Raw genomic sequence first — 13,890 nt, 5'->3', positions numbered from 1 at the left:
TGCAATTCCTTAAGAAACAGTTGATTCTTTACTTTCGCGATCTTGTTTTTCTTGGCGATATTCAACCCATGTTTTTAAGATTAGGGTAATGATGGCCAAAAATGCTAACAATGTTGAGACGGCAAAAGCAGCACTAATCGAATTTGGTTCGTTATATAAAATTTCAATATGCAGCGGTAAGGTATTGGTTTCGCCACGAATATGACCTGAAACCACAGATACAGCACCGAACTCACCCATGGCACGTGCATTACACAAAATTACGCCATAAATGAGACCCCATTTAATATTTGGAATGGTAATTTTCCAAAAGGTTTGCCAACCCGAAGCACCCAGCACAATTGCAGCTTCTTCTTCTTCTGTTCCTTGTGCTTCCATCAATGGAATTAATTCACGTGCAACAAAAGGAACAGTAATAAATACAGTTGCGAGGATAATGGCCGGTGTCGCATAGAGGATTTTAATATCATGTTCAATTAACCATGATCCAATCCAACCTTGTGAGCCAAAGATCAAAACCAGCATTAAACCTGCAATGACGGGTGAGACTGAAAATGGAGTATCAATAATGGTGGTTAAGAATGATTTTCCACGGAAATTAAACTTGGCAACACACCATGCTGCTGTAACACCAAAAATCACATTTAAAGGTACTGCAATGGCAGCAGTCAATAATGTGAGTTTGACCGCAGACAGGGTATAAGGGTCAACCAGTGAGGCAAAGTAGACTTGAATCCCTTGTTTAAATGCTTCAACAAAAATAAGCACCAACGGTAGAATTAAGCAGCCTAAAAAGAAAATCAGACCAATAATCAGTAGGGTATTACGTACCCAAGCTGGTTCACGTGTCGCATCACGAGATTGCAGTTTTTCAGCCAAAGCATTGCTGTTGGTATTTAAGCTCATCGTGCTGTTCTCCCTGTACGGCGACTTGCCCAAGCTTGTACCAAGTTAATCAGGAACAAGATAAAGAAAGAAATCACCAGCATCACCACTGCAATTGTCGTCGCACCTGCATAATCATATTCTTCAAGACGGGTAATGATCATTAACGGAGCAATTTCAGTTTCGTAAGGAATATTGCCTGCAATAAAGATGACCGAACCATATTCACCCACACCGCGCGCAAATGCCAATGCAAAGCCAGTCAGTAATGCTGGAAATAAAATCGGTAAAATGATTCTTGTCACAATCTGAAAACGATTTGCACCCAATGCAGAAGCGGCTTCTTCTAGCTCAGTTTCAAGATCACTTAAAACAGGCTGTACTGTACGAACCACAAAAGGAATACCAATAAAAATTAAAGCAAGCGTAATACCCAGTGAGGTATAGGCAATTTTAATCCCTAAAGGCTCAAGCAAGTGACCAATCCAACCTGTTGATGCATATAACGAAGTTAACGCAATACCTGCGACCGCTGTAGGTAATGCAAAGGGTAAGTCCACCAATGCATCTACTATACGTTTACCAGGAAACGAATAACGGACTAAGCACCAAGCCAATAAAAAGCCGAAAATGACATTGATCAAAGCTGCAATTAGGGCGGTGGTAAAACTGAGCTGTAATGATTTTAAAATACGTTCAGAGCTCAAGATTTCCCATAAACCATCCCAACCTACGCCTAATGATTTTATGAATACGGCAGACAGTGGTATCAGTACGATTAATGATAGATACGCTAGGGTGAAGCCTAGTGAAAGACCAAAACCTGGCAGCACTCGGGATCGCTGCGACATGATGACTCCTCAAAAGAGAGAAAGCTTATTGAAATCAATAAGCAAATTTAAAACGATTTTGCAAGCTTAAAAGGCAATGATTAAATTGCAAATTTAAATAACAACTTGTTGTCATCAGCATTACTGATAAAGAAATTTTGCTGATTAAAAATTAAATGATCATAAATTTCAGGAAAGTGTCCAAAGCCTGATGCAACATTGATATGTCCAACCTGACCTAAATTTCGAGGTCGAATTTTCCACGCTTTCGCAAGCTTCTGTGCATCTTCAAAATTTAACCAAGGATCATTTTCAGAAATAATCATTTCAGCAGGGACTGTGATTTTCAATTCGTGAAAATAAGCTTCATAGTCACCCATACTGTTTCGAGCAAAACCAGCCTCACCAAAACGTGCTGGATTGGCTGGTGCAACTAAAATAATTTTTCTTACTTTAGCTGCGATTTCAGGGTGCTGAGCCAAAGCAGCAACCGTGGTTAAACATCCGAAACTATGTGCAACAATTTGAACAGGTTGCGTAGCATTGACGACAGTCGCAACAAATTGGGCAATCCAATCTTTAAGAATAGGTAAGTTCCAATCTTGTTGTTGTACGCGCGAGCAAGACATGAGTTCACGTTGTAATTTAGACTGCCAGTGATCGTTATCACTACCACCAACGCCTGGAACAATAATTGTATGAATCATGTCTATGCTCCTGTTTCCTTTCGCTTAAGTTTATTTTAAACAGTTATTTGCTACTTGCATTGGCTTTTACGATTTGATCAAAAACACCATTGTTTTCAAAATGTTGCTTTTGAACTTTAGTCCAGCCACCAAACTCTTTATCAATTGTGACCAATTTTAATGGTTTGAATGTTGTCGCATACTTTTGCAAGATTGCTGCATTACGCGGACGGTAGAAGTTTTTCGCTGCAATGTCTTGACCAGCAGGTGAATACAGATAGTTTAAATATGCTTTCGCTAAGTTTAAGTTACCGTCTTTTTCAGCATTCTTTTCAACAATTGCGACAGGTGGTTCTGCCAAGATCGACAATGATGGGGTAATGATTTCAAATTTACCTGGTTGTTCACGTGTAGATAAATACGCTTCATTTTCCCAAGCCAATAACACATCACCAATGCCACGTTCTGCAAATGTCGTCGTCGAACCACGTGCACCAGAATCAAGTACTTTAGTTTGTTTATAAATTTGACGTACAAACTCTTGTGCTTTCGCGTCTGAACCATATTTGTGTTTTGCCCAAGCCCATGCTGCTAAGTAGTTCCAGCGTGCACCACCTGAAGTTTTAGGGTTTGGTGTTACAATTTCTACACCTGGTTTTACCAAATCGCCCCAGTCTTTGATGCCTTTCGGGTTACCTTTACGGACGAGGAAAACGATTGTTGATGTGTACGGTGTAGAATTTTGTGGGAATTTCTTTTGCCAGTCTTTTGGCAATAAATTTGTATTTTGCGCAATTGCGTCAATATCTGCGGCCAATGCTAAAGTCACAACATCTGCTTGCAAACCATCAATAACCGCACGCGCTTGTTTACCAGAGCCACCATGTGATTGTTTAAACTGGATGTCTTGACCCGTTTTAGATTTCCAAAACGTTGCAAATTGTTTGTTAAAGTTATCGTACAATTCTCGTGTTGGATCATAAGATACATTTAAAAAATCTTTTGCAGCAACGCTGAAAGATGTGGTTGAAATCAGTACTGCTGCCACAGCAAATTTAAGTTTAGAGAACTGCATTTTTTTGCCCCATTTAATTCTGAAGTTCGGTAAGATGGAGTGAGGATAACGCTAGTCTTTATCCATAAAAAATAATAAAAAACGAATTTTATATGAATAAAAGAGAAAAAGAAAATGCTGATATTGCTTATAGTATTCGTGCAAAGCCATAGGAAATTGCTTAATGATCTGTTTTAAAAATGCTCAATTTGTTGATTCTATTTCACTTTTAGATCGAGCATTTCATTATGGAGATGGTTGTTTTAGCACAGTTCGATTACATCAAGATGTTATGGAGTTGGAACTTTTACATCGTGCTCGATTGAAGTTGGCGGCTGAACGTTTATTTTTAGATGTGAATTTTGAGTTGTTGGATCAGACGCTACAATGTTTAAGACAAAAAAATGGAATATTAAACGGTACATTGAAGATCATCATTAGTCGAGGCGATGGCGATCGTGGCTATGCGATGCCTGAACATGAGGCCGATCTTTATGTGGTTTATTATCCAAAAACAACCGCGTGCTTCCAGCCTGAATTAATTCACAGTGGTGTATTGGACCAAGCAATTGGTTTATTGATGCCAAATTTGGTGGGTTTAAAAACCTTAAACCGTTTAGAACAAGTGTTACTGAAAAAAGAAGCTCAGGCAAAAGGCTGGTTAGAAGCATTAGTCACAGATGTACAAGGTTCAGTTGTTGAAGGTGTGAGCAGTAATTGTTTTATTCGGATAAACAATAGATGGATTACGCCTGAACTTCGTTATAATGGTGTACATGGTGTGATGCGTGCCGAAATTTTGTCACGGATGCAACATTATGGTGTCACCTGTGAACAGCGTTTTATCGATATGGATGAAATTCGACATTTTCAAAGCCTGTTTTTTTGTAATGCCCTCAGTCCAATGAAAGTGGTCGAAACGTTGAATCATCAACATCTAGACACTCAATCCTGTGTTGAGTTATTTAATACTTTAAATTTAAGTCAGTTTAATTCTCATGCCTAAAACCAAACCTAAGCCAAAATCTAAAAAGAAAACTCAAGCCCAAGTGAGCAATAACATCTATAAAGGCATTGCGATCGTTCTGGTTGTTTTTTTGATCATGACTGCAATCATTTTAAAAATGAGTATTTTTAAAGCGTATCCAGTGACGGGTCAAAAACAAAAGCTGTCTATTTCAAATGGTGAAACCTATACCGGTTTTATTGATCAATTGGCCAAGGACGATAAGGTTAGTTTTCCAATCATTCTTAAGCTTTATCGGAAAATTTTCATTCATGACACCATGAAAGCTGGTGTGTATGAAGTGACTAAAGGTATGAATGTACGCCAAGTATTAGAAATGGTTTCTAATATTGAAAATGCACAGATGAGTCGACTTTTGGTGATAGAAGGGACGACAGCGAAGCAATTAATTCAGTCATTGAAAAAAGATCCATTGGTTGAAAAATCGGTGATTCAGCTTCCGAGTGGTGAAATGCTGAAAGCATTAAATATTCCTTATGATCACCCAGAAGGTTTATTTGCGCCTGATACTTATTTCTTTGATAAAGGTGCAACGGATAAGCAAATCTTGACTGACCTGTACCAACGTCAAATGAAAATTTTAGATGAAGCTTGGGAAAAACGCGCACCAGATTTACCTTATAAAAATAAATATGAAGCCTTAATCATGGCCTCGATTATTGAAAAAGAAACCAGTGTAGACAGCGAGTTACGTCAGGTTTCAGGTGTGTTCTATCGTCGTTTAAAACTGGGCATGCGTTTACAAACCGATCCTACCGTGATTTACGGGATGGGTGATAAATATACGGGTAAGATTTCAAAGCAGGATTTACGTACTCCGAGTGCTTATAATACATATACGATCAATGGTTTACCGCCAACACCGATTGCTTTACCAAGCAAAAAAGCCATTGAAGCGACGATGCATCCAGATAACTCTGAAAACATTTACTTTGTTGCCACAGGTAATGGTGGGCACAAATTTACAGCCAATCTGAATGATCATAATCGTGCAGTGCAAGAATATATTCAAGTTATGCGGTCTAAGAATTAAGGAATGAGCATGTTTATAAGTTTTGAAGGTACTGAAGGTGTAGGAAAAACCACGCTCATTCAAAAGTTATTTGATTACTTTCAACAACAAGGTCAACAGGTTGTTTTAACACGTGAGCCTGGTGGTACGCCTTTAGCTGAACAAATCCGTTCATTATTGCTGTCGGTCAATCATGAAGAACAGATGAGTAATGACACGGAGTTATTGCTGATGTATGCAGCACGAGCACAACATTTGGAAGCTGTGATTTTACCTGCCTTGGCTGAGGGCAAGATTGTACTGTGTGACCGTTTTGTCGATTCAAGCTTTGCTTATCAATGTGCAGGTCGAGGTTTAAGCCGAGATAAGTTACAGCTGCTCAATGAAAATTTTGTTTCTAAAATGCCAGATATTACTTTTTGGTTGGATGCGCCAATTGAATTAGGAATGAACCGTGCCCGCGCACGCGGTGCATTAGACCGCTTTGAACAAGAAAAAGTGGTGTTTTTTGAATCGGTACGTAGTGGGTTTTCTGAAATTCATTTGCGTGATTCTCAACGAATGAAACGCTTAGATGCGACTCAAGCACCAGAGCAAGTATTTGCTGAGGCGTTGAGCTACTTAAAATAAATACCAATCAATCCTCTAAATAAGTGAAATTGAGCAATTTATTCTATTGATTTGAACGATAGCGTTAGTGTTTTGAACCGAAAAAGTCTTTATATTGTTTTAGGTCAGGGATATAAAGACTTTAATTATGAAAAGCTCGAAAGCTGAAATCGTAGAATTCTTACAGCAATTTTTTTCACCTAGCTTACAACGTTGTGAAATTGAAGAAGTAACCGAAAAAGGGGCTTCTTTGGTTTGGCATGTCAGTGATCAAGATATACGACCAGGTGGAACTGTTTCAGGACCAACCATGATGGCCTTGGCCGATTTTGCACTCTATGTTGCGATTATGGGTGAAATTGGTTTAGTCGGTTTGACGGTTACGACCAATATGAATATTAATTTTTTACGCAAGCCAACGGGTGGTGTTGATATTCGTGGTGTGTGTAAATTGATGAAAGTGGGTAAAGCTTTAATTGTCGGTGAGGTCTGGATTTATTCTTTAGATTCGGATGATCTTGTTGCACATGTGACAGGAACGTATTCTGTTCCACCACAAAAATAAATCATTCAGGGATTTTAAAAATGTGTATTGGACGAAATTTTTTATAGTCCTTACTGGGTTTTCTGATGGTGTGTTAATGCTCACTATTTTTAGTGATGGTTAAATTGTTTTGATCATCAATCTATATTTTTGGTTATAGCGTCATTAACAATAGACTTCTTACGTTAGTTCTTTTTAAAGCCATAGATCATCATAAAACCCCCCTCATCCTAGCCTTCTCCCAAAGGGAGAAGGGACTTTCAATACCAATCTGATTCACTCAACATGATCATTTTTTGATTTATGAAAGATCTTTAATGGATACTTAAATCATGTATGGGCACGGAATCATGAATATCAAAAACAATAATAAACAATCAATTGTATTGATTGATATAGATGCAATTACAACTTGAGTGATATATTGAGTTCTGCAAGGGATAATGCTAATTTATTCATAATAAATAGTTTATTTTGAAAATTAATATAGATTAAATGGAATAAAGAATATGTCATCAGGTCATGAAGTCGTAGATTTGTTTAAGGAACAGGTTTTTCCTTTATCAGATAAATTGACGGAGATGTTGAATGAACACTATTCACATCAAACTGAACGCCGTGGTTGCGGTTATACGCAGGCTACACGCGTATTGGCTGAGTACATTAATTTTCCGCGTGATCAAGTTGAAGCAACTGATTTAAAAATATTTAAAGATTATGATTTTAAGAAATTAAAAAAAATTCTTGAGCAAAAAAATGCTTATGGCTTAGATATCGATGATTGGCATAACTTAGATCAAAATAAATCGATTCAAAATTTTCTTACTCAAGCCAAAGATGATGAGTTTAAAGCCTTAGTTGAACAAGAAGTTGCAATCCAAGCAAACTTAAGACGCTTATCGCAACAAGCACAATTAGAAGAAAGCCATGTGATTTGCGCTATGTTGGAAGATGTGATTTTACCCAAAACAGCAGATGAAACAGGTTATGTTGAAATTGCGACGCTTGACGGCAAGCCTAAAGTGGGCTCATGTCCAATGGCTGAAGCATTTTTCTTAAAGATTGCCCATCGTTCAATGTTAAGACAAGGCTCAATCAACATTTTTGTAGATGATCAAAATCGTCCGCTGTTGATTGAAAAAATGAACATGGGGGATAATCATTCCTGTATAAATTTACAACCTTTATTGATGAATGGAATTCGTATTCCGATTGGTTCTTTATTTTCTGTCGATTATGATATTGAACAAATTGCCAACAAAGTCCCCAATCAAGAGTTTAAAGGCTATATTATTCCTTATAAAGAGATTCAAGGTTTTTGGTTTTTGCGATTAACCACTTTAGCCATTTCACCTGAGAATCGACAAAGGGCATTTACGACACATTTTGAACAACAAGTGAATAATGGGCTGTTTAGTCCTGACACAACACTTATAAAACAACTCAATGATGTTGCAAAATCACAATTGAGAGCACTCAGTCTCGGATAGCTTTATGTTAAATGTTTGTTTTTCTCCACGCTATTTTGCTCAAACACATACCAATAGCATGGAAAAACTTGTTGCAGTCGCAGAGCAACTACAGCAATTTAATGATTATAAATTTCATGAACCACAACAAATTGATCCAGAAATTTTAAAAGCCTTACATTCGCCTAAATATGTTGAGGCTTTTTTAACAGGACAACCGGCAAAACTGGCAACTTTTGCTGGTTTTAAGCCTTGGAATGAACAATTAAGAGATGCGGTACTCTCCATCAATGCTGGGCAATTGTTGGCAACTGAACTGGCATTCCAACATGGGATTGCCGCCAATATTGCGCAAGGGTTTCACCATGCTAATTATGAATATGGCGGCTCATATTGTACTTTTAATGGTTTGGCATTAATTGCACAACATTATGCAAATAAGCGCATCTTTATTTTGGATTGCGATCAGCATGGTGGTGATGGGACGGCTGATTTTACTCGCAGATTAGATAATTTATATAATTTTAGTATTTACGGATTAGCTTTTGGCTACCCCACGTATGAGCGGGCGGAAAGCCGTCATATTCACACCAAGCATGGAAGTTTTGCTCAATATACCATGGCATTGCATGAAGCGTTTCAGCGAGCCAATGAATGGAAAGCAGATATTATTATTTATCAGGCAGGGATGGATTGTCATCAAGCAGATCCTTATGGTTCAGCATGGTTTACGACAGAGTTGATTCAAAAAAGAGATGAAATGGTGTTTAACCTTGCTAAACGTGACAATATTCCGATCATGTTTGTACTTGCAGGGGGCTATCAGAACTTAGATGATTTAGCAAAATTACATGCTGAAACTTTTCATATAGCGCATCGTATTTATTATGGAAAAAATAAAGACTAAACTCGCTGTTAAATTTGGCTGGAATACCGTATTTTTTGGCTGAATTTAGTAATGTGCGATCTGTATAAATCAATACAATGATAATTATTCTCATTTATGGTGGTTATCATGTTTATTCAAAATTTAGAAAACTTTCCAATCGTTCGTATTAGTTATCAAGCTGAAGATGCTGTTTCGGTTGATGAAACAATTGCAATTTATGAATCATTATTGAGTCGCAAAGAAACTTTTGTTTTTATTAGTGAAGGTGCTTTCCCTGAACAACAAAATGATCATGAAGATCGTAAGCAAGTTGCAGCATGGGTGAAAGCAAAACGTGAAGTTTTAACCCAATATGTAAAAGCATTAATTCATATTGAGCCTGATGAAAATATACGACTGGAAACTCACAAATTTGCCAATAACTTTATTAAGTTTACAGGCTATCCGATGTTTATTGTAGACAATCAACAACAAGCGCAGAAAGTCATCGACGCTGTTTTAAAGTGATAAATATATAGGCAAACCATGCTTGATAATGTGGATCCTTTTTTTGTAGATCAAATAGACCAAGCAATTATTGTATTAAAAATACATCAGCAAGTTCCTGATTGGGAGCTTGCGTCACATCAGCATGTAAAAAGCCAATTGATGATGACAGTGAATGGCTTAATTACGGTGGAAACACCGTCTGGTATTTGGGTTGTTCCAGCGCAACATGCTTTATGGATTCCGTCAAATGTGCCACATAAAGTTAGTAGTTATGGTGTCTCTTCTGGCTATGTTGCATTTATTGACCCCCAACTTGATCATCTTTTAGAACCGAATTGCACCATGTTGCAAGTGACAAATTTGCTGAATGCCTTATTGGAAAGAGTTGAAACCTTGTCTGATACGGTACTTTCAGAAAAAGACTTCCGTTTGCAGCAATGCTTGTTAGATGAAATTCAATCAGTTGTAAAGCCAACATTTTATTTACCCATTCCACAAGATCTTCGTTTAGTTAAATTGACCCGCCATTTATTAAAGCATCCTGAGCAGAATCAAAGTTTGGCTGAATGGGCAAAGTTATGCTGTATGAGTGAACGAAGCCTTACACGAACTTTTCATCAAACGATAGGGATGAGTATTAATCAATGGCGAAGAAAGTTACATGTTGTACTGGCATTACAGTGGTTAACAGAAGGAGATTCAGTGCATCAGGTTGCGATGAAATTAGGCTATGACAGTGATAGCTCATTTATTGTGATGTTTAAGAAAATAATGCAGCTTTCTCCTCGAAATTATATGCAGCAAACATAAGGTTTTATTTTTAAGTAGAAGAATTTATTGCATTTTATCAAAATGAATTTATAACTTTATGAATCATTAAAAAGATTTGCACTGTCGCATTTTAGCTTGAAAAATTTAAATTGATTTGGGTAGACGATACCTCACCTTGCGCTACCACATCCTTGCGCTACTATATCTGTAGCGGTGCCTCTCCTTGCGTTATCACATTCTTGCTCATTAAGTTACATTATATAAAAATAGCCAGAATGATCTGACTATTTTTTTGCAATTTTAAAGGGGTTTAAACTGCTTCATTTACCAATGGGGTTTCAACTGTAAAGTTTGGCGGTGTTAATACCGTTTTTCTTAACTCAGGTGAAAGCTCAGGATAATCAAGCGTGTAGTGTAGACCACGTGATTCTTTACGTTGCATGGCACAACGAACAATCATCTCTGAAACCATGACCAAATTACGTAGTTCAATCAAGTTCTTACTGACATGATAATCCTGATAATATTCAGTAATTTCTTTCTTCAACATTTCAATACGATGCAATGCACGTTGTAAACGTTTTGTGGTTCTTACAATCCCGACATAGTTCCACATGGTTTGGCGGAGCTCATCCCAATTTTGTAGGATCACAACATCTTCATCAGGATTGGTCGATTGTGAAGCATCCCATTCAGGCACGGTCGGTATATCAAAGTGATGATTAAACTTTGCCTCTATGTCCTTGGCAGCACTCATACCATATACAAAGCATTCAAGTAGTGAATTGCTGGCCATACGGTTAGCCCCATGTAACCCTGTATACGACGTTTCACCAATTGCATATAAACCAGCTAAATCAGTTTGGCTATGTTCATCGACCACCACGCCACCGCAAGTATAGTGTGCTGCTGGAACAACAGGGATCATATCCTTGGTGATATCAATACCAAGTTCCAATAAGCGCGCGTATAAGGTTGGGAAATGTTCTTTAACAAATTCAGCTGGTTTATGACTGATGTCTAACCAGACATGGCGGATGCCTAAGCGTTTGATTTCATAATCAATGGCGCGTGCAACAATGTCTCGTGGTGCAAGTTCGGCACGTTCATCAAAGCGCAGCATAAAGCGTTCACCATCAGGTAAACGTAAATACGCACCTTCACCACGCATTGCTTCCGTAATCAGAAATGAGCGTGCTTGAGGATGATATAAACAGGTTGGATGGAATTGATTAAATTCCATATTTGCGACACGACAGCCTGCACGATATGCCATGGCAATACCATCGCCTGTGGCAATATCAGGATTTGATGTATATAAATAAGCTTTCATTGCACCACCACAAGCAAGGGCAGTGAATGGGGCTAAAAATGTATGAACTTTTTCATTGCTTTCATCAAGTGCGTAAAGACCAACCGCACGATTGGACTGTTGTTTATGTCCTAATTTATGTGTGGTGATTAAATCAATCGCAATGTAATTTTCAAAAATATGAATATTTTTCTTTTCTTGAGCCCGTTGAACCAGTGTCGTCGAAATGGCTTTACCTGTGGCATCGGCTGAATGAATAATGCGACGTTGTGAATGTCCACCTTCACGAGTGAGATGTAATTGTTCATCTTCATCTAATGTAAACTGCACACCATGGTTGAGTAAGAAATCGACAGAAGGTCGACCACCTTCAACGGTATGTTTAACTGCATCAATCTCACATAACTGTGCGCCTGCAATCATAGTGTCATCAATATGCTGTTGAATAGAATCTGTTTCGTCAAGTACAGCAGCAACACCACCTTGTGCAAAATATGTGCTTGCATCGGTTAAGGTTGATTTCGCTAAAACAGCAATATTAAAATGTTCAGGCAAAGATAAGGCTAAACTTAAGCCTGCACCGCCACTCCCCACAATAACCACGTCAAATTGATGAGTTGTACTTAAATTAGACATGTCCATCAGCTAATTTGAAAAATGTTTGCTAATAACACTCTTTTTTTTAACAAATTACAATAGTCACATGTGTCAGATTTTAGTATAAATAAGATATTCCAAGGCTTTTAATATAAAATTAAGTAAAGTCTTGTTTTATAAAAAAATGTAAACATATTTTTACGTAACGATATTAAATAATATGTTACAAACATTTTTAAGCAAATAATCATCAGATGCGGGTTCGTGAGAAATGAGTAATGGTCTAATACAAAAAGGAATGTATGCAGCAGTATTTACTGTCGCTGCGGCAACATCACAAGTTCAAGCTTCAACACCTGTGGATTTTTCTAACTTGGTTGAACAAGTCAGTCCAGCTGTTGTGAGTGTTAATGTTGTTAAAAAGTTATCTCAGGAAGAGTTGTTACAGCAACAAGTACCTGAAATTCTAAAGCGTTTCTTTGGTAATCAAATCATTATTCCACAACAACGCGCGCCACAAGAAAAGACTGCGTATGGTAGTGCATTCTTTATTAGTAAAGATGGTTATTTACTGACAAATCACCATGTGGTTGAAGATGCTTCTAAAGTGACGATTATGTTGAATGATCGCCGTGAAATTGATGCAAAAGTGGTGGGCAGTGATGAACGTACAGATGTGGCTTTATTGAAAGTTGAGGGGAATAATTTCCCATCATTATCTGTGGGTAATGTAGATCAACTTAAAGTCGGGCAGCCTGTTCTAGCAATCGGTTCGCCATTTGGTTTTGATTATTCTGCATCAGCAGGGATTGTCAGTGCCAAGTCACGTAATATGATGGGTGAAACCTCTGTTCCATTTATCCAAACTGATGTGGCATTAAATCCGGGTAACTCAGGTGGTCCGCTATTTAACCAACAAGGTCAAGTTGTTGGCGTAAACTCTCGTATCTTTAGTGGTACGGGTGGTTATATGGGCTTGTCATTCTCTATTCCAATTGATGTAGCAATGGATGTTGCTGATCAGTTGAAAAAGAATGGTAAAGTAACCCGTTCTTATCTTGGTGTAATGTTGCAAGATATTGATCGAAACTTAGCAGAAGCATATAAATTAGATAAACCAGAAGGTTCGTTGATTACCCAAGTTGCGCCGAATTCACCTGCAGAAAAAGCGGGCTTTAGATCAGGCGATGTAATCTTAAAATATAATGGTTCGCCAATATCACGCACCTCTGAATTATTGAATTATTTGAATCGTACTCAACCTAATCAATCTGTTAAGCTCGAAGTTTTACGTGATGATAAACCAAAAGTAATTACAGCAACTTTAACTGTTGCACCAGATGATACCCCTGCAAAAGTTGACAATACCAACACTTCGGCTAAGCCAAATAAAGGGCCTATCATTGGTGTTGCGATTCGTGCTTTAACTGAACAAGAAAAGAATCGTTTAAATGTTAAAGGTGGTGTGTTTATTCAAGATGTAACCAGAGGCGGTTTAGCGGCACAGTCACGGATTTTACCTGGTGATGTGATCACCCAAGTAAATAACAAGAAAGTAAATACACCGAATGATTTTGTTGATGCTATTTCTGAGCTACAGAAAAATACGGTAGCGCGTGTAGCGATTGTTCGTGAAGGGCAACATGCTATGATTGGATTGCGTATTCAATAAATACATCTGATCAGAATCAGCCACTCAAAGAGTGGCTTTTTTAT

At 37.8% G+C, this 13,890-nt stretch carries 14 protein-coding genes; 9 read left to right on the top strand and 5 right to left on the bottom strand.

Annotated elements, in window-relative coordinates:
* Positions 1 to 9: 9 nt before the first annotated feature.
* The 4 genes from cysW to AS4_RS15630 all read right to left on the bottom strand — a co-directional run bounded on the left by cysW (position 10) and on the right by AS4_RS15630 (position 3,476).
* Positions 10 to 906, bottom strand: coding sequence for a sulfate ABC transporter permease subunit CysW (gene cysW / locus AS4_RS15645; protein WP_004717181.1), 897 nt, complete (start codon positions 904 to 906; stop codon positions 10 to 12).
* On the bottom strand, positions 903 to 1,736 hold the full coding sequence (cysT, locus tag AS4_RS15640) for a sulfate ABC transporter permease subunit CysT (RefSeq protein ID WP_004717179.1): 834 nt from the start codon (positions 1,734 to 1,736) through the stop codon (positions 903 to 905). The genes cysW and cysT overlap by 4 nt, the downstream gene beginning before the upstream one ends.
* 80 nt (positions 1,737 to 1,816) lie before the next feature.
* Entirely contained in the window at positions 1,817 to 2,422 is a 606-nt protein-coding gene (locus AS4_RS15635; protein ID WP_034612566.1) for an RBBP9/YdeN family alpha/beta hydrolase, read from the bottom strand.
* 43 nt (positions 2,423 to 2,465) lie between these two features.
* The gene (locus tag AS4_RS15630) at positions 2,466 to 3,476 is read right to left on the bottom strand and encodes a sulfate ABC transporter substrate-binding protein (RefSeq protein WP_004823146.1); all 1,011 of its coding nucleotides are present in this window, start codon (positions 3,474 to 3,476) and stop codon (positions 2,466 to 2,468) included.
* A gap of 163 nt (positions 3,477 to 3,639) precedes the next feature.
* On the opposite strand from AS4_RS15630, the gene pabC reads away from it, so the two are divergent.
* From pabC to AS4_RS15590, 8 genes are all read left to right on the top strand, one after another.
* The gene (gene pabC / locus AS4_RS15625; protein WP_096734779.1) at positions 3,640 to 4,461 is read left to right on the top strand and encodes an aminodeoxychorismate lyase; all 822 of its coding nucleotides are present in this window, start codon (positions 3,640 to 3,642) and stop codon (positions 4,459 to 4,461) included.
* Positions 4,454 to 5,515: an endolytic transglycosylase MltG gene (mltG, locus tag AS4_RS15620; RefSeq protein WP_096734778.1), complete on the top strand. Its 1,062-nt coding sequence runs from the start codon at positions 4,454 to 4,456 to the stop codon at positions 5,513 to 5,515. The genes pabC and mltG overlap by 8 nt, the downstream gene beginning before the upstream one ends.
* Positions 5,516 to 5,524: 9 nt before the next feature.
* Entirely contained in the window at positions 5,525 to 6,124 is a 600-nt protein-coding gene (tmk, locus tag AS4_RS15615) for a dTMP kinase (RefSeq protein ID WP_004823143.1), read from the top strand.
* Between the two features lie 127 nt (positions 6,125 to 6,251).
* Positions 6,252 to 6,668 (top strand): PaaI family thioesterase, encoded by a 417-nt coding sequence (locus tag AS4_RS15610; protein ID WP_096734777.1) that lies wholly within the window; start codon positions 6,252 to 6,254, stop codon positions 6,666 to 6,668.
* A gap of 488 nt (positions 6,669 to 7,156) precedes the next feature.
* Positions 7,157 to 8,137 (top strand): hypothetical protein, encoded by a 981-nt coding sequence (locus tag AS4_RS15605; RefSeq protein WP_004823139.1) that lies wholly within the window; start codon positions 7,157 to 7,159, stop codon positions 8,135 to 8,137.
* Positions 8,138 to 8,141: 4 nt separating this feature from the next.
* On the top strand, positions 8,142 to 9,023 hold the full coding sequence (locus tag AS4_RS15600) for an arginase family protein (protein WP_096734776.1): 882 nt from the start codon (positions 8,142 to 8,144) through the stop codon (positions 9,021 to 9,023).
* Between the two features lie 108 nt (positions 9,024 to 9,131).
* Positions 9,132 to 9,512, top strand: a complete 381-nt coding sequence (locus AS4_RS15595) for a hypothetical protein (protein ID WP_096734775.1) — start codon at positions 9,132 to 9,134, stop codon at positions 9,510 to 9,512.
* 18 nt (positions 9,513 to 9,530) lie between these two features.
* A complete protein-coding gene (locus tag AS4_RS15590; protein WP_096734774.1) occupies positions 9,531 to 10,304 on the top strand; it encodes an AraC family transcriptional regulator in 774 nt (257 codons plus the stop codon).
* 271 nt (positions 10,305 to 10,575) lie between these two features.
* Here the strand turns inward: AS4_RS15590 and nadB are convergent, their stop codons facing one another.
* The gene (gene nadB / locus AS4_RS15585; RefSeq protein WP_096734773.1) at positions 10,576 to 12,219 is read right to left on the bottom strand and encodes an L-aspartate oxidase; all 1,644 of its coding nucleotides are present in this window, start codon (positions 12,217 to 12,219) and stop codon (positions 10,576 to 10,578) included.
* Positions 12,220 to 12,445: 226 nt separating this feature from the next.
* Here nadB and AS4_RS15580 point away from each other — a divergent pair, with 226 nt between their 5' ends.
* Entirely contained in the window at positions 12,446 to 13,846 is a 1,401-nt protein-coding gene (locus tag AS4_RS15580; protein WP_004823133.1) for a Do family serine endopeptidase, read from the top strand.
* Positions 13,847 to 13,890 lie beyond the last annotated feature (44 nt).

Origin of the sequence: Acinetobacter guillouiae, assembly GCF_002370525.2 — a bacterium.
Classification (GTDB): domain Bacteria; phylum Pseudomonadota; class Gammaproteobacteria; order Pseudomonadales; family Moraxellaceae; genus Acinetobacter; species Acinetobacter guillouiae.
This window is presented reverse-complemented; position numbering and strand designations above follow the sequence as displayed.